The organism is Streptomyces sp. 1331.2 (assembly GCF_900199205.1).
Classification (GTDB): domain Bacteria; phylum Actinomycetota; class Actinomycetes; order Streptomycetales; family Streptomycetaceae; genus Kitasatospora.
The window spans coordinates 6227329-6248782 of sequence record NZ_OBMJ01000001.1 but is presented as its reverse complement, the minus strand read 5'-3'; the positions used below and the strand labels follow the sequence as shown (position 1 = coordinate 6248782).

Genomic DNA, 21454 nt, shown 5'->3' with positions numbered 1-21454 from the left:
CCTCCGATGACCCTCAGCACCGTCGATGCCGCCATCGATGACCCTGCCGACGTCCGCGACGACACGGCGGGCTCCACGGCCGTGCCGCCCCCTGCCGTCGCCGTGCGCCGCCACAGCCGGCCCTCGGTGCTGGCCGGGCCCGGCCGGCCGGGCCGCGCCCCGGCCGCGCCGCGCATCGCCGGGGTCGGCACGGCGGTGACGGCAGACTCGTACAGCCAGCGCGAACTGCTCGACATCTTCCGGATCGAGGACCCCAAGGTCCGCTCGGTCTTCCTGAACAGCGCCATCGAACGCCGCTACCTGACCATCCCGCCCCGGGACGAGGACGGCCGCTGCCAGCCCGAGTCCCAGGGCGAACTGCTCGCCAAGCACCGCCGGCTGGCCGTCGACATGGGCTCGCGGGCCCTGCTCGACTGCCTCGCCGACGCCGGACTCGGCCTCGCCGACATCGACTACCTGTGCTGCGTGACCACCACCGGCTACCTCACCCCCGGCCTGACCGCCCTGCTGATCCGCGAACTCGGGATCGCCCCGGACTGCCACCGGGTGGACGTCGTCGGCATGGGCTGCAACGCCGGGCTCAACGCCCTCAACGCGGTCTCCGCCTGGGCCGCCGCCCACCCCGGGCAGGTCGCCGTGATGGTCTGCGCCGAGGCCTGCTCGGCCGCGTACGCCTTCGACGACACCATGCGCACCGCCGTCGTGAACAGCCTGTTCGGCGACGGTGCGGCGGCGATCGCCGTGGTCGCGGGCGAGGAGGCCACCCCGGCCGGGGATCCCGCAGCGGAGCCGGTCCGGGCGCCGGGCCCGCGGATCCTCTCCTTCGCCAGCCACATCATCACCGACGCCCTCGGCGCGATGCGCTACGACTGGGACGACGAGCAGATCCGGTTCAGCTTCTTCCTCGACCCGGAGATCCCGTACGTGGTCGGCGCCAACGCCGAGCGGGTGGTGGACGGCCTGCTCTCCGGCGCGGGCCTGCGGCGCAGCGACGTCGCCCAGTGGCTGGTCCACTCCGGCGGCAAGAAGGTCATCGACGCCGTCCGGCTCAACCTCGGCCTCACCCGGTACGACGTCCGCCACACCACGGGCGTCCTGCGGGACTACGGCAACCTCTCCAGCGGCTCCTTCCTGTTCTCGTACCAGCGGCTGCTGCGCGAGCGGGTCGTGCAGCCCGGGGAGTACGGCGTGCTGATGACGATGGGCCCGGGCTCGACGATCGAGACGGCGCTGGTGCAGTGGTGACCGACGGAACGGGAAGGGCGACGGAGATGGACGACGCGACCGCAACGGACGTGGTGACCCTCGCGATCGACGGCACGCAGCCGCTGTCGGCGGCCTCGGTGGCCGCCGTGGCGCAGGCCTGCGACCGGGTCCAGCACGGCCCCGGAGCCCGGCTGGTGCTGCGCGTCGCGGGCACGCCGGGCCCCGGCTGGACGGACGGCCTGACGGTCGGCCTGGTGAGCAAGTGGGAGCGCGGACTGCGGCTGCTGGAGCGCCTGCCCGCGCTCACCGTGGCCGTGGCGGACGGCGACTGCGGCGGCACCGCCCTGGACGCCCTGCTCGCCGCCGACTACCGGATCGCCACCACCACCGCCCGGCTGGTCATGCCGGTGACCACCGGCGGCGCGAGCGGCACCTGGCCGGGCATGGCCCTGTACCGGCTCGCCCGGCAGGGCGCGGGCGTGGCGACCGTCCGCCGGGCGCTGCTGTTCGGCGAGCCGATCGACGCCTTCCGGGCCCGGTCGGTGCAGCTGGTGGACGAGGTCTCCGACGACGTGCCCGGCGCGCTGTCGGCCGCTCTGGGACGGCTCGGCGCATCGACCGGGACGCCGGCCGGCAGGCTCTGCGGGGCCGAACTCGCCATCCGGCGCCAGCTGATGTTCGACGCGGGCACCGTCTCCTTCGAGGAGGCGCTGGGCGTGCACCTGGCCGCCTGCGACCGGGTGCTGCGCCGGACCGCGGACGGGGGGACGGCGTGACCGACGTGACCGACGTGCGTGACGTACCCGACGCGGCCGGCTTCGCCGCGGAGCTCGCCGCCGTCCGGGGTGAACTCCCCGCCGCCCGCAAGGCGTTGGCCCTCGCCGCCGAACGCTGCGAGGCCCGCCTCGCCGTCCTGCGCCCGCCCGGCCGCCGCTCGGACGCCGACCGCGCCGCCGCGGCCGAGGCCCACGACGAGGCCCGCACCCTGCGCCACGCCTTCCTGACCGCCCACGTCGACGCCGTCCACGACGAACTGACCGCCGGCCGCACCGCACACCTGCGGATCGGCGAACTCGCCGCCGCGGCGGCCCTCGCCTTCCCCGGGCTGGTGCCCGGCGCCGACGCCCTCACCGCCGAACACGCCCTCCCGCAGGCCGAGAAGGAGGGCCGGGAGATCGACCAGGGCCTGTTCTTCCGGCACGTCCTGGCCTCGCCCACGGCCGGCCCCCACCTGCTGGACGCGATGCTGCGCCCCACCGACCGCGCCCTGGCCCTGCTGCCGGAGTTCACCGCCACCGGCCGCGCGGACCTCGGCTCCGTCCGGATCGAGCGCACCGACGGCGCCGCCCGGCTCACCATGGTGCGGGAGGACTGCCTCAACGCCGAGGACCCGCGCCAGGTCGAGGACATGGAGACCGCCGTCGACCTCGCCCTGCTCGACCCGGGCACCGAGGTCGGCCTGCTGCGCGGCGGCGTGATGAGCCACCCCCGGTACGCGGGCCGGCGGGTGTTCAGCGCGGGCATCAACCTCAAGGCCCTGCACGGCGGCGGCATCCCGCTGGTCGACTTCCTGCTGCGGCGCGAACTCGGCTACATCCACAAGCTGATCCGCGGCATCCTCCCCGCCGACGGCCCCGACGACGGCCCCGCAGGCCGCCCGCGCTGGGACCGCCGGACGGTGGAGAAGCCGTGGGTCGCCGCCGTGGACACCTTCGCGATCGGCGGCGGGGCACAGCTGCTGCTGGTCTTCGACCACGTGATCGCCGCCGCCGACGCCTTCTTCAGCGTGCCCGCCGCCCAGGAGGGCATCGTCCCGGGGGCGGCCAACTTCCGCCTCGGCCGGGCGATGGGCGCCCGGCAGTCCCGCTCGCTGGTGCTCGGCGGCCGCCGCATCCGGGCCGCCGAGCCGGACGCCCGGCTGTTCGCCGACGAGGTGGTCGAGCCCGCCGAGGTGGACGCGGCGGTGGAGCGGGCCCTGCGGGCGCTACGCGGCCCGGCGGTGCTCACCAACCGGCGGATGCTCAACCTGGCGGAGGAGCCGCAGGACGCGTTCCGCCTCTACATGGCGGAGTTCGCCCTCCAGCAGGCGCTGCGGCTGTTCGGCGAGGACGTCCTGGCGAAGGTCGGCCGCTTCTCGGCGCGCTCCGCCCCGCAGCCGTCGAACCCGGAGACGGCGGCGCCGTGACCGAACCCCCGCGCGTGCTCTACGCCAAGGACGGGCACGTCGCCCGGGTCACCGTCAACCGGCCGGAGGTCCTGAACGCGATGGACCTGCGCACCCACGCCGAGCTGGCCGAGGTGTGGGACGACGTCCAGGCCGACGACCGGATCCGGGTGGCCGTGCTGACCGGCGCGGGCGACCGCGCCTTCTCGGTCGGCCAGGACCTGCGCGAACGCGCCCGGCTCGACGCCGAGGGCACGCCGCGCAGCTCCTTCGGCAGCCGCGGCCTGCCCGGCCACCCGCGGCTGACCGAGCGCTTCGGACTGGTCAAACCGGTGATCGCCCGGGTGGACGGCTACGCGCTCGGCGGCGGCTTCGAACTCGCCCTCGCCTGCGACCTGGTGATCGCCTCCGACCGCGCCGTCTTCGCGCTGCCGGAGGCCGGTCTGGGCCTGATGCCGGGCGCGGGCGGCGTGTTCCGGCTGGTCCGCCAACTGCCCCTGAAGGCCGCGATGGGCCACCTGCTGACCGGCCGCCGGCTGGACGCCGCCACCGCGCTGCGCTTCGGCCTGGTGAACGAGGTCGCGCCGCCAGGGGAGCTCGACGCCCGGACCGAGGCCTGGGTGCAGGACGTGCTGCGCGGCGCGCCGCTGTCGCTCTACGCCATCAAGGAGGCGGCGCTGGCCTCCCTGGACATGCCGCTCCCGGAGGCCTTCGGCACCCGCTTCACCTGGGAGGAACGGCGCCGCCACAGCCGGGACGCCATCGAGGGGCCCCGCGCCTTCGCCGAGAGGCGCGAACCCCACTGGACCGGGCTGCCCGCCGACAGCCCGGAGTAGGAAGCCGACTTCCGGCGCCTTCGGGCGTCTTCGGGCGCCTTCAGTCGTCGGCGAGCGCCGGTGCCTGGGCGGAATCCGGTGCGGCCGCGCCCTGCTCGGAGGCCGCGCCCTGCTCGGAGGCCGTGCCCTGCCCTCCCGTGCCCTGCTCGGCGGGCTTCGGCTCGGCCATCCGGTAGCGGGTGAACTCGGGTGCCGCCTTGGCCAGCGCCAGCGCCCCGAGCACGCAGGCCACCCCGCCGGAGACCGCCGCGACCGCGGGCCCGACGGCCGCCGACACCAGGCCCGCCCGGACGTCGCCGAGCCGGGGGCCGCCGGCACCGACCACGGTGAGCACCCCGGAGGTCCGGCCGCGCAGCTCGTCGGGCGTCTCGTGCTGCAGGATCGAGGACCGCTCGACCGCGCTCACCGTGTCGGCGTAACCGGCGACCGCCAGCAGCAGCATCGCCGTCCACAGTGAGCCGGCCAGCCCGAGCGCCCCGAGCGAGAGGCCCCAGGCGAACACGGCCAGCAGCGCGGCCCGTCCGAGCCGGCGGACCTTGGGCATCCAGCCGCCGAACATCGAGCCCAGGAAGGCGCCGGCGGCCAGCGCCGCCGAGAGGTAGCCGGCCAGTTCGGGGCCGCCGTGGAAGCGCTCCACCGCGAGGATCGGGAACAGCGCCGTGGGCATCGCGAAGACCGTCGAGTTGAGGTCCAGGACGTAGCACATCCACAGCACCGGGCGGGACTTGAGGTACCGGATGCCCTCGACCACCGAGGACAGGTCGGCGCGGCGTCCGCCGCCCTCGGGCAGCACCGACGGCAGCCCGGAGATGAAGGTGATGGCGAGCAGGAAGCACACCACGTCCACCGCGTACGCGGCGCCGTACCCGCCGAGCGAGACGGCCGCGCTGGCCGCCAGCGGGCCGCCGACGATGCCGACGGTGAAGACCAGCAGCAGCAGGGCGTTGGCGGCGGGCAGGTCCTCCGGTGCGACGAGCCGGGGCAGCAGCGCCCGCCGGGTGGGCAGGTCGATCGCGAAGAACGCGGCCTGGACGGTGACGCAGGCGTACAGCACCCAGAGGCTGTCGGTGTGCACGAGCGCCTGGACGGTCAGGGCCACGCTCACCGCCGCCGAGCCGGTGGAGGTGATCAGGATCAGCCGGCGCCGGTCCATCGAGTCGGCGATCGCCCCGCCGTAGATGCCGAAGACGACGATCGGCAGCAGGGCGGCGAGGCCGACCAGGCCGAGCGCGACCGAGGAGTGGGAGGCCGAGTAGACCTGCCAGGGCACCGCCACCTGGGTCACCTGGCTGCCCACCATGGTCAGGCACTGGCCGACGAACAGTCTCCGGAACGCCGGGGACCGCCGCAGCGGTGTGACGTCGGCGAGCAGTTCCTTCATCGGTGCTTCCCCCTGTGCAGAGCGAGCGCGGGCGCGGACCAGTCTTCGGCCGTACGGCGGCCGACACATCGGGAGATCACGTCGTGTCGGGCGGGCGCCGGTGGGGCGGGGTAAGGGGCGGGTAAGGGCGTGCGCTCAGGGCTGCGGGGGCGGGCCGAGCAGGCGGCGGCGGTGGGCGGCGTCGACCGCCTCGGTCCGGCTGCCGGCGTCGAGCTTGGCCATCACCCGGGTCAGGTGGACGCTGACGGTCTTCTCGCTGATGAACAGCCGCTCGCCGACCTCCCGGTTGGTGAGGCCCTGGGCCACCAGGGCGAGCACCGACCGTTCCCGGCCGGTGAGCGGGCCGTCCGCTGCCTGCGGCGCCGCCGGCGACCGGACGCCGATCCGGCCGGCCAGGTCCTCGACGGCGGCCAGCAGCGGCGCCGCACCGAGGCGACGGGCGATCCGGCCGGCCTGGTCCAGGTCGGCGCCGGACTGCGCCCGCAGCGCCTGGCCCGCCCGGCGGCCGGCGCCCGCCGAGCGGGTGCGGACCAGCACCTCCGCCCGCCGCCAGAGCGCCTGCGCCCGGCGGTAGCGGTCGCCGCCACCGATCCCCTCCGGGGCGGGGAAGGCCGCGGGCGCGAAGGCCGCCGCGACCTCGGCCCACTGCTCGGCCGTGGCCTCGCCGAGCGCCGTCCGGTGCTCGGCGTCGATCCAGGCCAGCCAGCCCCGGGAGGGCGCGTCCCCGGCGCGCGAGCGGGCCCGCCGCGCCAGCGCGGCCACCCCGTCGGCGTCGCCGAGCCGGCCGTGGGCGGTCGCGCCCAGCGCGCACAGCGGCAGTTCCTCGGCCCGTCGGGCCGCCGAGTCCTCGCCGCAGTCGCGGTCGAGCGCCCGGCGGACCAGGTCGGCGGCCGCCTCCGGCCGGCCCTGCCAGAGCGCCGCCTCGGCCCGCGCCTGGGCGGCGAGCAGCGCGAGGTGCGGGGGCAGCGCCCCGTCGCCGAGCCCGGCCACCTCCTCACCCCTCGCCGCTGCCAGCACCGTTGCGGCAGCGTCCAGTTGACGAGTGATCAGCTTCGACCCCGGGACGTGCTCGGGTCGCAGTGCCCGGTCGGCCCCGGCCCAGTCGCCGGCCCGGAACAGCGCGAGCGCGCGGGCCGTCCGCAGCCGCAGCCCGTACTCGCTCCAGGTCGTCCCGGTCCGGTCGGCCCGCTCCTCGCCGGCCGCGAACTCGGCCACCGCCCCGGCCGGGTCGCCGGCCAGCAGCCTGGTCAGCCCCAGGCCGTAGTGGGCGCGCAGCTCTACCCCGAAGTGCCCGGACACACCGCCGTGTTGGCGCATGTCGGCCAGGACGGCGGCGGCGCCGGGGCGGCCCAGCCCGGCGAAGGCCAGCGTGATGCGCGCGTCGGCCTCCGCGCCCAGGGCGTCGCACTCCGGCCCGTACGGGTCCGTGCCGGGCGCGAACGCCTCCTGCGCACCCGCCGCCAGGGCGTCCCGGACGGCGCTCGCGGCCTGTTCGGCCGCCTCCTCGGCCCGGCCCAGCCGGTGCAGTGCGCGAGCGAGCAGCGCATGGCTCCAGGCCCGGTCGGCGGACGGCGGTGCGGGGGCCAGCAGGCGCAGCGCGATCTCGGCCTGGCGGGCGGCCCGTTCGGCCCGGCCGGGGAACTCCAGCAGGCGCAGCCCGTACCGCAGCCGGGTCGCGGCCGCGACCGCCGGATCGCCGTCCGCCTCGGCGAGTTCGACGGCCTTCTCCTGGAGCGCCAGGGCCCGTTCGGGTTCGCCGCTGTCGCCCGCGCCCATCGCGGCGAGCCTGGTCAGGCCGACGGCGCTCGCCCCGGTGACGGCGGCCGCATCGGGCACGGCCGGCCAGAGCTCCAGGGCGCGTTCGCCGTGCGCCAGGACCTCGCCGAAGGCGCCCCGGTGCGCGGCGTCCCGGGCGGCGCGCACGCTGGCATCGAGCGCCAGCGGGAGGTCGTGCGCGGCCAGCGCGTGGAAGGCCGTGTCCGCCGCGCTGCCGCCGGCCTGCTCCAGCAGGGCGGCGCACCGGGCGTGCAGGCGGGCGCGCGGGCCGGGGAGCAGCCGGTCGTACACCGCTTCGCGCAGCAGGGCGTGGCGGAAGCCGAAGTGCCGGACGGCGGCGGTGCGGGCCGCCGGGGCGGTCGTGGGGGGTGACTCCGGGATCAGCACGCCGTGGTCCAGGGCCTGTTGGAGTGCGTCGTCCAGGTTCGCGCCGTCCAGTTCGGCGAGCGCCCCCAGGGTGCCGGCGGGTGTCGGGTGGCCGATCACGGCGGCGGCCCGGAGCAGGAGCCGGGTCGGGTCCGCGAGGTGGTCGACCCGGGCGGCCAGCACCTCGGACAGGCCACCGGTCAGGGCGCTCGTCCCGGCCGTGACCAACTCCTCGGCGAAGAACGGGTTTCCGTCGCAGCGCCGGGCGATCCGTTCGAGCTCGGCGGCGCTCAGCGGTGGCCGTCCGGTCTCCGGGGCCGCCAGGGCGCGGACCAGGTCGAGGGTCTTCTCCCCGGTCAGCGGGGCGAGTCGGAGCCGGTGCACGCGCGGGAGCCGGTAGAGCTCGGCCAGCACCCGGCGCAGCGGGTGGTGCGGGCCCAGGTCGTCGCTGCGGTGGCTCACGACGGTCAGTACCGGCCCGATGCCCGGCCGGGAGAGCAGGTAGGACAGCAGGTCGAGGCTGGAGCGGTCGGCCCAGTGCAGGTCCTCGACCACCAGCACCACCAGGGTCTCCCGCGCCAGCTCCCGGACGGCCGCCTGCACCGCCGAGAACATCCGCACCCGGCCGGCGCCCGAGCGCTCGTCCTCGGGCGTCGGCCCGGCGGTCAACAGCCTGAGCGCGCCGCGCCGTTCGGGAAGTTCAGGTAGTTCGGAAGGTTCGGGAAGTTCGGGCAGCCGGCCGGCCGCCGCGGCCTGCTGCACCAGCTCGGCGAACGGCAGGTACGGCAGGGCCGAGCGGGTGTCCACGCAGCGTCCGGTCAGGACCAGCGCGCCTTCGCGCCCGGCGGCGGCCGCGAACTCCGTGATGAGCCGGGTCTTGCCGATGCCCGCCTCACCGGACACCAGGACCGCCCCGGGCTCTCCGGCCCCGGCACGGGCCAACGCGCCGAGCAGGTCGCGGAGTTCGCCGTCCCGCCCGACGAGTTCGGTCCCGGTCCGGCGTCGCAGCACGGCGTCGAGCATGGCACGGGCGCCGGAGGTGATCAACGAACCGCGCCCCTCACCGACCCGCTCCTTTCTGCTCCGACCCGCCCGTCACCGGTCCGACCCGCTCGTCACCGACCAGCCCGTCACGGGTCCAGCCAGCCCTCGCGCGAGGCCAGCGCCCCCGCCTGGAACCGGCTCCGGGCGCCGAGTTGGGTCATCAGCTTGCCCGCGATCCGGCCGACCGTGCGGCTGGAGATGCCCAGTTTGCGACCGGCCTGCTCGTCCGTGTAGCCCTCCTGCAGCAGTTGCAGCACGGCCCTGGTGTCCCCGGCCAGTTCGACCCGGGTGTCGCCGGCCTCCCGCTCCCGGTCCGGTGCCCCGAACGGCGCGGCCTGCTGCCAGGACTGGTCGAACAGCGAGGCCAGCGCCACGATCGCGGCCGTTCCCGGGCCGGAGAGCAGGATCGCGGCCTTGCCCTGCGCGTCGTCCGGGTCCACCGAGAGGAGTGCTTGCTCCTGGTCGAAGAGGATCATCCACGGCGGCAGCAGCGCGGTCGTCCGGACCTCGACCCCGCGTTCCTGGAGCCAGCGCAGATGGGCACGGGTGGCCGGGTCGTTGCAGGCGGTGTTCAGGTAGATGGACCGGGCCTCGACCCCGCGCGAGCGGAGGTCCTGGTGGGCGTCCCGACTGGTCACCAGCGCCTCCGGGGGCTGCGGCCCGCCCGGCACGAAGGCCAGGATCTCGTGCCGGGCCTCGCGGGAGAGCCGCCGCACCTGGTCGCAGACGGTGTCGGTGCCGGTGAACTCCTCCACGTCCATCGTCGTCAGCCGCCGGTCGGCGAACTCGCTGCGGAGCACCTGGAGCGCCGCGTTGCCCTCCTCGATCCGACTGCGGCTGCGCGCCAGCTCGACCCGCTGCCGGGTCAACAGGTCCTGCAGGCCCACCTCCGGGCTGACCGCGTAGAGCGTGTCCGGGGCGTCGTACGAGGGCCGAAGCAGGCCCAGGCCGGCGAGCTTGGCGATCTCGGCCGCCGTCCGGTTCTGGTCCCACCCGAGGCTGCCCGCGATCCGCGCGATGTCCGTGGCGGGATTGCGGAGCATCGTCAGGTAGAGGTTTTCGCTTTCCGGCCCGAGGCCGAACGGTTCAAGCATCAGGAAACCCCCGTGACACATCCCTGATAAACCCGATCTTCTCTATGCCTAACATCGGAGTCGAGACCTCCGCAATACCCGCACCTTGATCGTCGAATTCCGGGCTCGGTGTCCCGCCCGTCGACCGATCCGTCCGGATCCGGGCGCTATTCCCGTAACAACCCGATAATCATCCATTCGCACACCGGACTTGAGGTGTCTGCAACAAGCCATGTCCGGATCCGGAAGCCCCCGCTTCCTTGCCGCCACCCCGACTCCACGGCTACAAACGGCTATATGTCCAGAATTGCCGTCCAGACCCCCTCCGCCCCCACCCCGGTCGGCAGCTACTCCCAGGGTGCCCGCCGCGGCACCCTCCTCCAGGTCGCCGGCCAGGGCGGCACCGACCCGGCGACCGGAAAACTCGTCCCCGGCGGAGTCGCCGAACAGACCACTCGTACACTGCGCAACATCGAGGCCATTCTCCGCTCCGAGGGAGCGAGCTTCGCCGACGTCATCATGGTCCGCGTCCATATCGCACACGCGCACGATTTCCCCGCCATGGACGCCGCCTACGCCGCATTCCTCGGCCAGCCCTTTCCGGCCCGCACCACCGTGATCGTCGGCCTCCTCTCCGGAATGCTCGTGGAGATCGACGCCCTCGCCGCCCTCCCCGACCACTGACCCGGCGTGGATCCGTATGTCCGCCAGGACAGGCCCTACGGGAGCCGGACCGGCGGGAAGACGCCGGGCGGGGTGTCGGCGAGGGCGCCATCCAGGGCGTCGCGCCGGACGGGCCCGGCGAGGGTGCCGCCGAAGGCCTGGGGGACGATCGTTCCGCCGATGCGCCGGCCGTCCAGGGGCTTCGGGTTGTCGGTGTCGCTGACGACGGTCGCGCCGGCCATCTCGGGGTTGTAGCGCCGCGCGGCCGACCGTCTGCCGCTGCGCCTCCGCGACCTTCCGCGGATCGTCCCCCGCCTCGTCGACGAACACGTTCTTCACGTACTGGCGGACAGGGCGATGCCCGCCGCCACCACACCGGCGATCACGCTGATGCCGATCAGCCGCGCCCCGTGCCCGGTCCTCCGTACGCCCGTTCCCACCCGCTTCTCTGCCACGGGCCGGACCGTACGGGCACGTCATGAGGAAGCCGTAAGGATTCGACGCCGCATGGTCACGGCCGGGGCGACAGTCGGTTCCCGGCCGTCGCCCCGGCCGTCACCGCCGTTCGCGGGTGGTCAGGATCCTGTTGCCGCGCGCGGCTTGACGGCCGCCGCGCAGCGGTCGTCGATCACCGGGTGCCCGCCATCAACGGCGTCACCCGCTCCTCGCCGATCCGCGCCCGCAGCCCGCCGTCCGTGACGCCGAGGCCCGCCTCCGGGGCCAGGCAGAGGATGCCGACCTTGCCGGTGTGCCGGTTCTGCTGGATTGCGCGGGCGGCCTCGCCGACCGCCTCCAGCGGGTACGCCCCGGAGATGATCGGGAAGATCCGGCCCTGCTGGATCAGCCGGTTGGTCTGCCACTGTTCGTGCAGGTTGGCGCCGTGGCTGCCGACGATCTTCTTCAGCCGCATCCACAGGTAGCGGTTGTCGAAGGTGTGCTGGTAGCCGGTGCTGGACCCGCAGGTCACGATGGTGCCGCCGCGCCGGGCCACGAACACCGAGACGCCGAAGGTGTCCCGGCCGACGTGCTCGAAGACGATGTTGGGGTCCTCGCCGATCTTCTCCCGGATGATCCGCCCCAGGCGCTTGCCCGCCTTCAGGGTGACCTCCGGGTCGGCGGAGAGCTCCCCGATCTCGCGCCGGTCGATCACCAGCTCGCAGCCCAGGCGCTTCGCGATGTCGGCCTTCTCGTCCGAGCTGACGATCCCGACCGGGATGCCGCCCCCGTTGCGCACGAACTGGGCGGCGTACCCGCCGAGTCCGCCGGCCGCGCCCCAGATCAGCACGACGTCGCCCTGCCGCATGTTGGCGCCGCGCTCGCTGACCAGCATCCGGTAGGCCGTGCCGGCGCACAGCGGGTTGACGGCCGCCTCCTCCCAGCTCAGGTGGGCGGCCTTGGGCAGCAGCTGGCTGGCCCGCGCCACCGCGTAGTGGGCGAGGCCGCCGAAGTTGGTCTCGAACCCCCAGGCCCGCTGCTCCGCGCCGAGCATGCCGTCGGCGTGGGTGACCGGGTCCTGGTCGTCGACGTGCGCGGTCGCCACCACCACGTGGTCGCCGATCTTCACGTTGCGCACGCCGCTGCCGGCCCGCACGACCACGCCGGCCGCGTCCGAGCCGATCACGTGGTACGGCTGGTCGTGCCGCGCCGCCCAACCGCCCTGCTTGCCGTAGTACTGCAGGAAGTTGAAGCTGGGCAGCGGCTCGAAGGTCGCCGACCAGATGGTGTTGTAGTTCAGCGCGGAGGCCATCACCGCGATGAGCACCTCGTCGGGGGCGAGCTCCGGCATCGGGACCGGGCCCAGCCGGATCGACTGGCGGACGTCCTTGTCCTCCTGGCCGGAGAACAGGCCGACGTCCTCGATTCTCAGGTGGGCGGCCAGGTACTCGGCGGGGAGCGGCGTGCGCTCGATGACCTCGGGAGAGGCTCCTGTCACCACGGCGCGGGCGAGTTCGTCCATCATGTCCGTCCTGTCGTTGCGGTGTCTGTGGTGTGTGCGGGCTTTCACGCGGTTCGCTGTACGGGGTTCACGCGGTGCCCAGCCGGACCGGCAGGGAGACCAGCGAGCGGGCGATCAGGCTCGGCTGCCAGCGCAGTTCACCGGCGGGCACGGCGAGCGAGAGGTCGGGGAAGCGGTTCAGCAGGGCGGAGAGCCCGATCCGGGTGTCCACCCGGGCCAGGGCGGCGCCGGGGCAGCGGTGGATGCCGTGGCCGAAGGCGAGGTGCCGGTTGTCCGCGCGGTGCGGGTCCAGCTCGTGGGGCCGGTCGAACTGCCGGGGGTCGCGGTTGGCGGAGGCCACGGCGACCAGGAGGATCTGCCCGCCCTCGATGGTCCGCCCGCCGATCCGGACGGGTGCGGTCGTGAAGCGGTAGCTGGAGATGTTCCCCGAGCTCTCGTACCGCAGCACCTCCTCCAGGAACGCCGGCGTCAGGCCCGGCTCCCGCAGCAGCTGCGCGCGCAGCTCGGGGCGGTCCTGCAGCATCAGGACCGCGTTGCCGATCAGACCGGAGGTGGTCTCCTGGCTGCCGAGCAGGATGACGTTCACCATGGCGACGAGTTCGCGCCGGTCGAGCCGGTCGCCGTCGTCGGCCGGGGCCAGCAGCTCCGACATCAGGTCGTTGCCGCCCGTGCGCTCCCGGGCGTCGATGAGGCGGTTCACGTAGTTCCCGAAGGCGGCGGCCGCGGCGTGCCGTTCGGCCGCGTCCGCGGTGGACACCTGCGTGGTCAGGGACTTCTCGAACTCGCCGCGGTCGGCGGCGTCGATGCCGATCAGCTCGCAGATCACGGTGCAGGAGAACGGGTACGCGTACTCCGCCAGCAGGTCGACGGTCTCCTTGCCCTCGATGCCGTCGAGCAGTTCCTGCGCGATCCGCTCGATCCTGGGGGTGAAGTCGTGCACCACCCGGCTGGACAGCGCCTTCATGGCGGTCTTCCGCAGCCGGGCGTGGCGCGGCGGGTCGGAGTAGAGCATGTGGTCGTTGACCGGCGGGTCGAGCCGCAGCACGGCGTTGCCGTTGGCCTGCGCGAGCTCGCCGGCCGGGCCGTAGAGCTCCTTGCTGACGGTGGGGTCCGTCAGGGCCTGCTTGGCTTCCTCGTAGCCGGTGACGAGCCAGGCGCGCACGCCGCTGGGGAACTCCACCCGGTGGACCGGGCCGAGTTCGTTCAGCCGCCGGTACTCGGCGTGCGGGTCCTGGAAGAAGTCCTCCGTCAGCCGGTGCACGGAGTCCGCGGGTACGGAGTCCGCGTTCACGGTGCTGCTCATCGGTCTCCCGTCTTCGAAGAGTCGGTTGCTTCCGCAGTTGCCGTCGCAGTCGCCTTCGCGGAACGGAAGGCGAAGGTCCCCAGGAACGCCAGCGCGGCCATCACGGCGGCGGCGGCGAACGCTGCGGTGATGCCGCTGACCATGGCGTCCTTCGGGGTCCCGGTCGCGTCCCGGGAGTACGCCCCGAACACCGTGGTCAGGATGGCCACGCCGAGGGTGACCCCGGTCTGCTGGATGGTCTGCATCGCGCCGCCGGCGGACCCGGCCGCACTGGACGGCACCTTCGCCATGATGATCACGGCCAGCGGCATCAGCCCCAGGCCGGTGCCGCAGCCCATCAGCACGGTCGCCACGAACACCAGCGGGAAGTAGCCGGTGTCGACGGTCAGTCGGGTCAGCAGGAGCAGCCCGGCGAGCAGCAGCACGGTGCCGGTCATGGTCACCGGCTTCGGTCCGAAGCGCCGCAGCAGTGTGGGCGCCAGCCGGATCATCGCGAACATCAGCACGGCCGTCGGGAGGAACGCGAACCCGGTCGCCAGCGGGCCCGCGTCCCGTACGTCCTGCATGAACAGGGAGAGCACGAAGAACATCGACATGCTCGCCATGTAGCCGACGAACACGTTGGCGTAGGCGGTGGCGCGGTCGCGGTCGGCGAACAGCACCAGCGGCAGCAGGGGTTGGGCCGCCCGCTGCTCCACCAGGACGAAGGCCACGAGCAGGGCCGCGCCCGTGAGCAGCGAGAGGTCGATGCCCAGCCCGCCCCAGCCGTGCGTCGCGGCCTGGATGAAGCCGTAGACCAGGGCGGCGACCCCGCCCGTCGCGGTCAGCGCGCCCAGCAGGTCCAGCCGGCCCTCCCGCCGCGGCACGAGCGGCAGGTACCGCCAGGCCAGCAGGACCGCCGGGACGCCCAGCGGGACGTTGATGAACAGCACCGCCCGCCAGCCGAGCCACTGGGCCAGCAGTCCGCCGAGGATCAGTCCGACGGCGAAGCCGGCACTGGCCATCCCCGAGTACAGCGCCAGGGCGCGCATCCGCGCCTTCGGCTCGGTGAAGACCGTGTTCAGCAGGGCCAGCGCGTTCGGCCCGGCCATGGCGGCGCCCACGCCCTGGGCGACCCGGGCGCCCAGCAGCCAGCCCGGCGACTGTGCCAGGCCGCCGGCCAGCGAGGCGGCGGTGAACAGGGCGACACCCGTGATGAACAGCCGCCGCCGGCCGAAGAGGTCGCCCGCCCGGCCGCTGACCAGCAACAGCCCGCCGAAGGCCAGGGTGTAGGCGTCGAGGACCCAGGGCAGCGTGGTGGCACCGAAGTGCAGGTCGGCGCGGATGCGGGGCAGCACCACGTTCATGACCGTGACGTCGAGGACGATCAGCAACTGGCAGCTGAGCAGGGTGGCCAGCACGATGCCGGGGCGGAGCGGGCGGACGTCCCGGCCGGTTCCGGTGGCCGGGAGCGCTGCGACATCAGACATGGGGAGACTCCGAGAGGGGGGCGGTACCAGCGGGCGTCAACCGACCGAGATGCGGCGCAGCTTTCTCGGCGAGTCCGCGGGGTAGGCCGCGCGCGCGTGCACGACCCGCCGGTTGTCCATGACCAGCACCTGGCCGGCCTGCCACCGGTGCGGGTACATCACCTCGGGGGCGGTCAGCCAGCGGTCCAGCACCTCGAACAACGCGGTGCTCTGCTCCGGGGTGTAACCGCGTACGGCCGCACCGAAGTTGCGTTCCGGGTCCGGCGGGTAGTCCAGTCCGACCCACAGGGCGTCCCCGCCGGTGACCGGGTCCACCTGGACCGGCGCCACGACCGGGTTGCCGTCGGGCCGCTCCACGTAGAAGCCCGAGACCCGGGACCAGTACTCGATCTCCAGGCCGCGCAGGGTCTCCACCAGGTCGGCGGGGGCGGCGGCGAAGAACGCGGCGCTGCCGGCGACCAGCGTCTCGCCGCCCTCGTACGGGGCTTCCAGGCACTCCAGCCCGATGTAGCTGACCTTGTTGGCGTTCAGGTGCCCGTCGACGTGCATCGGGATGGCGCCGGTGCGGAACTGGGAGTTGTCCGTGCCGGGCCGCTGCTCCTGGATGAGCTGGCTGCCGAAGCCGTACGCCGCCCCCTCGCCGAGCGGCGCCATGATGTCCTCCAGGGACATCTGGTCCGGGCCCTCGGGCTCCAGGACGACGAAGCCGTGGCGTTGCAGCTTCTCCAGGTACGGCGAGGGCGCCGCCCGGCCGCAGCGGGCGTCGGCGGCGGCGAGCCGCATGTCGGTGGTGGGGTCCATGGTGTCCCTTCTTCGCGGATCGGTGACGGTCGGTGACGGTGCGTCAGGCCCTCGGCGTCCGGCCGCCGGTGAGCTCCGTCCGGGCGTAGCCGGCCGCGGCCGGGCCGAACTGGAGCGTCGCGTGGGAGCCCGCGGTGTGGATGTCGCGCCACAGCCGCTGCAGGACGGACCCGGTGCTGTGGCCTGCGGCGCCGGAGGCCCGCATCAGCCGGTCCACCGCGCCGACCAGCAGTTCGGCCGCGAAGGCGCAGTCCCGCTGGTTGCGCGCCACCTGGGCGCGGGTGACGGCCGGCGCGGTGTCGATCAGCTGCGCGATGCGGTCCAGCAGCAGGTCGGCTGCGTCGATCTCGGCGGAGCTGCGCGCGAGCACGTCCGCGAGGTGGGCGACCACCGGGTCGTAACCGGCCGGGCGGGCCTGCAGCTTGGCCGAGGTGAGCTCCTGCCAGTGCCGCAGTGCGCCGCGGGCGGCGCCGAGCATCGGCAGGCAGAACAGGAAGGTGTTCACGGCTTGCAGCGGCACCGCACGGCCGTCCGGGCCCGGCTGCGGGGCGTCCAGGTCGGCGAGGACGGCGACCGGGAAGGTCAGCTCCTCCGGGACGAAGACCTCCTCGACGACCACCGTGTGGCTGCCGGTCGCCTGCATCCCGACGTCGTCCCAGGTCCGCTCGATGCGGACCTCGGCGCGCGGCACCAGGCACACCAGCGGCCCGGCGGCGGCCCCGCCCGCGGTGGCTCCCTCCCCTGCGGCGGCGCTGTCGTTCCCCGCGAGGGCGAACAGCAGGATCCAGTCGGCCCGTTCCGAGGAGGAGACCAGCGGCCAGGCGCCCGACAGCAGCCGGCCGCCCGCCACCGGGACGGCGCTGCCCCGGGGCGTCACCCCGCCCGCGATCAGGGTGTCCGGCCCGTCCGCCCAGAGCCGCTGCTGCCCGGCGGGCGGCAGGTGGGCCGCGGTGCGGGTCATCAGCCCGGCCACGACCGTGCACCAGGCGGTCGCCGGGCAGGACGCGCCGAGGACGACGGCCGCCTGCTTCAGCTCCGCGAAGGTCCCGCCGGAGCCGCCGAAGGAGGCCGGTACGAAGTGGCGGGCGGCCCCGGCCGCGACGAGCGCGGTGACGACGTCGAGGTCCGGGGTGCGGGCGGCCTCGGCCTTCTCGGCCTGACGGCCGGCCAACTCGGCGATCTCTCCGGCTCGTTCGACCAGCAGCCGCAGGGGACGGATGGCGGTCACCGCGGCGCTCACCTGCGCACCGCCCGCTGCGCGTCGGTCTGCGCGTCGGCCTCCGCGTCGATCGGCTCGCCGATCTGCGCGTGGATCTCCGCGGCGAGGCGGGCGACCGTCACCGGCTCGCGGAAGAGCTCGGCGACGGCGAACTCGACGTCGAACTCCTCCTCCAGGACGGATAGCAGCCGGACCAGGTTCACCGAGTTGACCCCGGCGCCGACCAGGTCCGCCTCGTACTCCTCGGGAGCGATCCGGTAGCCCTGCCGCGCCAGTTGGTCCACGATCGTGCCGGTCACGTTCGGCTCGTTCGCTTCGTTCGCTTCGTTCACTGCCGTCACTGCCATCCGCCCTCGATCTCGTCCTGGACCCGCCGTACGTTCTCCGGCTCGAACACGTCGAAGTGCCCGCCCGTCAGCGCGACGGTGCGCACCGTCGGCGCCCACTCCCGCCAGGCCTGCGGGTCCGGCTCGGCCGGCCGTTCGGCGGCCCGGAACTGGACGAGCGGGACCGGCACCCGGCCCGGCTGCCAGTCGCGCAGCAGCAGCATGTTCTGCCGGTACACCTCGAACCTGCGGTGCAGCGCCGGGTCGCCGGCCACGTCGCCTTCCGACGCCACCACGCCGCCCGCCCGCCGGATGTCCTCCACGAACTCGGCCACCATCGCCGGGTCGGAGTCCGCGCAGCGGCGCGCCGCCTCCGACACCGGGGTGTCGAGCACGACGACCCGGGTGACCGGGTACGAGGAGGCCCGCGCGGCCTCGGCGGCGAGCGCACCGCCGAAGGACCAGCCGACCAACACGCACGGCACCTCCGGGTCCTCGATCCGGGCCTCCAGGTGCCGCAGGCACTGCTGGGCGGCCGCCGCCAGCGTCGGGGCCGCGTCGGGATCGAAGGGCCGGTCGAAGCCGAGCAGGTGGACGTCGAGGTCGCCCGGCAGGCTGCGGACCAGTCCGGCGTAGCAGGCGACGCCCCCGCCGACCGGCGGGAAGACGAGCACCCGGCCGCGCGGCTCGGCCACCGGGCGCGGGGTGAAGCTCCACACCGCCTCGCTCGCCGAGCCGCGCCCGGTCCGGCACAGCCGCGCCAGTCCGGTCACCGTCGGGTCGGCGAGGAAGCGACCGAAGGCGATGTCGTACCCGAACCTGCCGCGCAGCATCGACAGCAGCCGGATCGCGTCGAGCGAGGAGCCGCCGGACTCGAAGAACCCCTCCGTGCCGGGCGGGCGGCCCAGCAGTTCGGTCCAGCAGGCCGCCACCTCCTGGGCGTGCGGGCCCCGGTCGAGCGGCGCGGCGGCCGCGGCCGGCGCGGCGGGCGGCGGGGCCGCGGAGCGCAGCCGGCGGTGGTCGACCTTGCCGTTGGCGGTCAGCGGGATCTCGTCCAGGTCGACGAGTGCGAACGGCACCATGTAGGAGGGAAGTTGGTCGCGCAGCGCGGCGAGGCTGCGCTCGCGCCAGTCGGCGGGGGCGTCGGCGGCGAGCGTGACGTAGGCGAGCACGCCGCCGCCGTCCGGCGGGACGCAGACGGCGCTGCGGCCCACGTGTTCCATGGCGTTGAGCTGCGCCTCGATCTCGCCCAGCTCGACCCGGTAGCCGTTGACCTTGACCTGGGTGTCGGCCCGGCCGAGGAACTCCACCACGCCGTCCGGGCCGCGACGGCCGCGGTCGCCGGTGAGGTAGATCCACCCGTGCTGCGGGTCGTCGAGGAAGGCCTCCGCGGTGCGCTCCGGGTCGTTCAGGTACCCGTCGGCGACGCCGTCGCCCGCGATGTGGATCTCGCCGATGTGCCAGTCCGGGCAGACCCCGCGCCGGGGGTCCAGCACCAGGATGTCCTGGCCGGCCAGCGGCTTCCCGTACGGGATCGACCGGCCGGTGCAGTCGGCGGGCGTGATCCGGTGGTGGATCGACCAGATCGAGCCCTCGGTCGCGCCGCCCAGGCTGGTCACCTCCGCCCCGGGGGACAGCCGCTCCAGCCCGGCGGGGAGGTTCAGCGGGATCCAGTCGCCGCTCAGCAGGTAGGAGCGGATCGACGGCAGTGCGGCGCCCTCCTCGGCGAGCAGGGCGGCCAGCGCCGGGGCCGAGTTCCAGACCGTCACCGCGTGCTCCGTGACGGTCCTGGTCCAGGCCGACGGGGTGCGCGCGGTGTCCTCCGGCAGCATGACCACCGCGCCGCCGACGAGCAGCGGGCCGAAGACGTCCCACACCGACAGGTCGAAGCCGATCGAGGACACCGAGAGCACGCTGTCGGACGGCCCGAGCTTGACCAGGTCGTTGACGGCGTCGACGGTGTTCAGCACCGCGTGGTGGCGGATGACCACGCCCTTCGGCTCCCCGGTCGAGCCGGAGGTGAAGATCACGTAGGCGACGTCCGGCGCACCGCGCTCCGGCAGCCGGCGCCCGCCGCGGGCCGCGGCCTCCGCCTGGGTGGGCACGGCGATCGGCTCGACGCCGCGCTGCTGCCAGCCCTCGGCGGTCTTCCGTTCGTCGGCGGTCTTCGGTTCGCCGGCGGTCACGGCAAAGCGCAGCCGGGCCTGGCGGGTGATCCGGTCGAGCCGGCCCGGGGGCAGGCTCCAGTCCAGCGGGACGTACACGCAGCCGGCGAGCAGGGCGCCGAGGATCCCCACCACCTGGCCGCGGCCGCGCGGCAGGTGGATCGCGACGTGGTCGCCGACGACGGCGCCCGCGGCCGTCAGCCGCTGCGCCACCTCGGCGGCGGCGTCGGCCAGTTCGGCGTAGGTCAGCACGCCGTCGGCGTCCCGGACGGCCGGCGCGTCGGGGGTCCGGTCGACGGTCGCCAGCACGCGCTGCTGCAGCGTCGCGTCGCCGTGCAGCGCGGGGCGGGGGCGCTCGGGGCGGACGGCCGCCGGGAGGGCGGGCTCCTCCGGGAGGGTCCAGTCGGCCCCGTCGGCCGCCAGCCGCTCGACGGCCCGGGCGTACTGGTCCACGAAGTCGTCGAGGAAGCCCTCGTCGAAGGCGTCGGTGCGCCAGTCGAAGCCGAGCCGGATGGTGCCGTCCCGGTCCACGCCGACCTGGTGGTCCACCAGGACCTGCGGCACCCGCAGTTGCAGGGTGTCCCAGTCCCGTTGCAGGCCGAGCGCGGCCTCGCCCGGCGTGTCCAGTTCGGTCGCGGTGAACGCGAACGGGTACAGCAGCCGACGCCGGTCGCCGGCCGGGTCGGCCAGCCGGGCGATCTCGGGGCCGCTGAGCGAGGAGTGCAACGACTGCTCCAGGACGCGGCCCTGCACCTCCCGTGCGAGCGAGACGAAGTCGCGTCCCTCCAGCGCCGGTACCGCCACCGGGAGGGGGGTTCCGTGGTTGCCGAGCCGCCCGTCGCCCGCGGCCGGGTCCTGCTGGGAGCGCACCAGGGTGACGGTGTGCGGCCGGCCGCCGCCGACGCTGCCGAGCAGCGCCCCGTACACCGTGAGGAGCACCATCGGCACGGTCAGGCCGTGTTGCTGGGCCCGCCGGGTGACGGCCTCGGCGGTGGGGCGGTCGAGGTGCAGCATCCGGTGGGTCACGGCCCGGCCGACGTGCCGCCAGTCGGGGCGCAGCGGTGCCTCGACGGTCTCCGGCAGCGTCGGCGCCACGGCGCGCCAGTACCGTTCGTCCCGCTCCCGCCGCCGCCGGCCGACCGGCTGGGCGGCTCCGGCCTCGGCGTCGGCCGGTACGGAGTCGGACGGTACGGAGTCGGCCGGCTCGCCGTCGATGCCTTCGCCGGCCAGCGCCCGCAGGAAGCGGGCGAGGGAGGCGGCGTCCATCAGCCACAGCGCGTAGACGAGGTGGAGCCGGGCCCGCCCTCCGGAGCGCACCGCGGTGACCTTCAGCTGGGGCCAGGCGTCGAACTCCAGGGTGTCCGAGCGGAATTCGTCCCGGACCGCGCCGTCGACGGTGTCGAAGGCGGCCTCCGTCGCGTCCAGCACGGTGACCGGGACGACGGGCTCCTCGGTGACCGGCGTCCGGGTCAGGTCGGCCCCGACCCGGGTGCGCAGGATCGGGTTCTCCCGCACCAGCCGGTCCAGGCGCTGCTGGAGGGAGTCCACGGCGGACACCGGCAGCTCGCAGGCGAGGTAGTACCGGGCCGGGCCGCGCAGTTCGAGCCCGTCCTGGTCGCCGACCAGGTAGGCGCGCTGGAGCGGGCCGAGCCCGTGGTCCGCCGCCGCCGTCCCGGCCGGCAGCTCGGCGTGTTCGGACACGGCG

General features: G+C 74.6%; 16 protein-coding genes. 5 read left to right on the top strand and 11 right to left on the bottom strand.

The features are described 5' to 3' along the window. Nucleotides 1-6: 6 nt before the first annotated feature. From dpgA to dpgD, 4 genes are all read left to right on the top strand, one after another. Nucleotides 7-1245, top strand: coding sequence for a 3,5-dihydroxyphenylacetyl-CoA synthase DpgA (gene dpgA, locus CRP52_RS27225; protein WP_097238796.1), 1239 nt, complete (start codon nt 7-9; stop codon nt 1243-1245). Between the two features lie 26 nt (nt 1246-1271). Continuing rightward, entirely contained in the window at nt 1272-1982 is a 711-nt protein-coding gene (gene dpgB, locus CRP52_RS27220) for an enoyl-CoA-hydratase DpgB (protein ID WP_097238795.1), read from the top strand. A gap of 95 nt (nt 1983-2077) precedes the next feature. Beyond that, nucleotides 2078-3391 carry a (3,5-dihydroxyphenyl)acetyl-CoA 1,2-dioxygenase DpgC gene (gene dpgC / locus CRP52_RS27215; RefSeq protein WP_257033140.1) on the top strand — a complete coding sequence of 438 codons (1314 nt, stop codon included), beginning with the start codon at nt 2078-2080 and terminating at the stop codon, nt 3389-3391. After that, entirely contained in the window at nt 3388-4206 is an 819-nt protein-coding gene (dpgD, locus tag CRP52_RS27210; protein ID WP_097238794.1) for an enoyl-CoA-hydratase DpgD, read from the top strand. Before dpgC ends, dpgD begins: the two co-directional genes overlap by 4 nt. 40 nt (nt 4207-4246) lie before the next feature. Here dpgD and CRP52_RS27205 read toward each other — a convergent pair whose 3' ends face one another. From CRP52_RS27205 to CRP52_RS27195, 3 genes are all read right to left on the bottom strand, one after another. Then, nucleotides 4247-5587, bottom strand: a complete 1341-nt coding sequence (locus tag CRP52_RS27205) for an MFS transporter (RefSeq protein ID WP_179852931.1) — start codon at nt 5585-5587, stop codon at nt 4247-4249. Nucleotides 5588-5722: 135 nt separating this feature from the next. Continuing rightward, entirely contained in the window at nt 5723-8776 is a 3054-nt protein-coding gene (locus CRP52_RS27200) for a helix-turn-helix transcriptional regulator (RefSeq protein WP_097238792.1), read from the bottom strand. A gap of 83 nt (nt 8777-8859) precedes the next feature. Next, nucleotides 8860-9867 carry a helix-turn-helix domain-containing protein gene (locus CRP52_RS27195; protein WP_179852930.1) on the bottom strand — a complete coding sequence of 336 codons (1008 nt, stop codon included), beginning with the start codon at nt 9865-9867 and terminating at the stop codon, nt 8860-8862. 276 nt (nt 9868-10143) lie between these two features. Between CRP52_RS27195 and CRP52_RS27190 the strand changes: the two genes are divergently transcribed. Next, nucleotides 10144-10530 carry a RidA family protein gene (locus tag CRP52_RS27190; RefSeq protein ID WP_097238790.1) on the top strand — a complete coding sequence of 129 codons (387 nt, stop codon included), beginning with the start codon at nt 10144-10146 and terminating at the stop codon, nt 10528-10530. 35 nt (nt 10531-10565) lie between these two features. Here the strand turns inward: CRP52_RS27190 and CRP52_RS27185 are convergent, their stop codons facing one another. From CRP52_RS27185 to CRP52_RS27150, 8 genes are all read right to left on the bottom strand, one after another. Beyond that, a complete protein-coding gene (locus CRP52_RS27185; RefSeq protein WP_097238789.1) occupies nt 10566-10751 on the bottom strand; it encodes a hypothetical protein in 186 nt (61 codons plus the stop codon). A gap of 386 nt (nt 10752-11137) precedes the next feature. Further along, complete coding sequence (gene ccrA / locus CRP52_RS27180) at nt 11138-12466, bottom strand: crotonyl-CoA carboxylase/reductase (RefSeq protein ID WP_097240375.1); 1329 nt, start codon at nt 12464-12466, stop codon at nt 11138-11140. Nucleotides 12467-12533: 67 nt separating this feature from the next. Next, a complete protein-coding gene (locus CRP52_RS27175) occupies nt 12534-13769 on the bottom strand; it encodes a cytochrome P450 family protein (RefSeq protein WP_097238788.1) in 1236 nt (411 codons plus the stop codon). Continuing rightward, nucleotides 13766-15238 (bottom strand): MFS transporter, encoded by a 1473-nt coding sequence (locus CRP52_RS27170; RefSeq protein ID WP_097238787.1) that lies wholly within the window; start codon nt 15236-15238, stop codon nt 13766-13768. The genes CRP52_RS27175 and CRP52_RS27170 overlap by 4 nt, the downstream gene beginning before the upstream one ends. Nucleotides 15239-15274: 36 nt before the next feature. Beyond that, a complete protein-coding gene (locus tag CRP52_RS27165; protein ID WP_097238786.1) occupies nt 15275-16039 on the bottom strand; it encodes a TauD/TfdA family dioxygenase in 765 nt (254 codons plus the stop codon). A 43-nt stretch (nt 16040-16082) separates the two neighbouring features. Next, on the bottom strand, nt 16083-17267 hold the full coding sequence (locus CRP52_RS27160; protein WP_097240374.1) for an acyl-CoA dehydrogenase family protein: 1185 nt from the start codon (nt 17265-17267) through the stop codon (nt 16083-16085). An 8-nt stretch (nt 17268-17275) separates the two neighbouring features. Beyond that, nucleotides 17276-17557 (bottom strand): acyl carrier protein, encoded by a 282-nt coding sequence (locus tag CRP52_RS27155; RefSeq protein WP_179852929.1) that lies wholly within the window; start codon nt 17555-17557, stop codon nt 17276-17278. 38 nt (nt 17558-17595) lie between these two features. After that, on the bottom strand, nt 17596-21450 hold the full coding sequence (locus CRP52_RS27150; RefSeq protein WP_179852928.1) for a non-ribosomal peptide synthetase: 3855 nt from the start codon (nt 21448-21450) through the stop codon (nt 17596-17598). Between the last annotated feature and the right edge of the window lie 4 nt (nt 21451-21454).

Coding starts and splice junctions, on each gene's coding strand:
- CRP52_RS27190 (WP_097238790.1), top strand. CDS start 10,144: ATGTCCAGAATTGCCGTCCAGACCCCCTCCGCCCCCACCCCGGTCGGC.
- CRP52_RS27165 (WP_097238786.1), bottom strand. CDS start 16,039: ATGGACCCCACCACCGACATGCGGCTCGCCGCCGCCGACGCCCGCTGC.
- dpgB (WP_097238795.1), top strand. CDS start 1,272: ATGGACGACGCGACCGCAACGGACGTGGTGACCCTCGCGATCGACGGC.
- dpgA (WP_097238796.1), top strand. CDS start 7: ATGACCCTCAGCACCGTCGATGCCGCCATCGATGACCCTGCCGACGTC.
- CRP52_RS27195 (WP_179852930.1), bottom strand. CDS start 9,867: ATGCTTGAACCGTTCGGCCTCGGGCCGGAAAGCGAAAACCTCTACCTG.
- CRP52_RS27170 (WP_097238787.1), bottom strand. CDS start 15,238: ATGTCTGATGTCGCAGCGCTCCCGGCCACCGGAACCGGCCGGGACGTC.
- CRP52_RS27175 (WP_097238788.1), bottom strand. CDS start 13,769: ATGAGCAGCACCGTGAACGCGGACTCCGTACCCGCGGACTCCGTGCAC.
- ccrA (WP_097240375.1), bottom strand. CDS start 12,466: ATGGACGAACTCGCCCGCGCCGTGGTGACAGGAGCCTCTCCCGAGGTC.
- CRP52_RS27205 (WP_179852931.1), bottom strand. CDS start 5,587: ATGAAGGAACTGCTCGCCGACGTCACACCGCTGCGGCGGTCCCCGGCG.
- CRP52_RS27185 (WP_097238789.1), bottom strand. CDS start 10,751: ATGGCCGGCGCGACCGTCGTCAGCGACACCGACAACCCGAAGCCCCTG.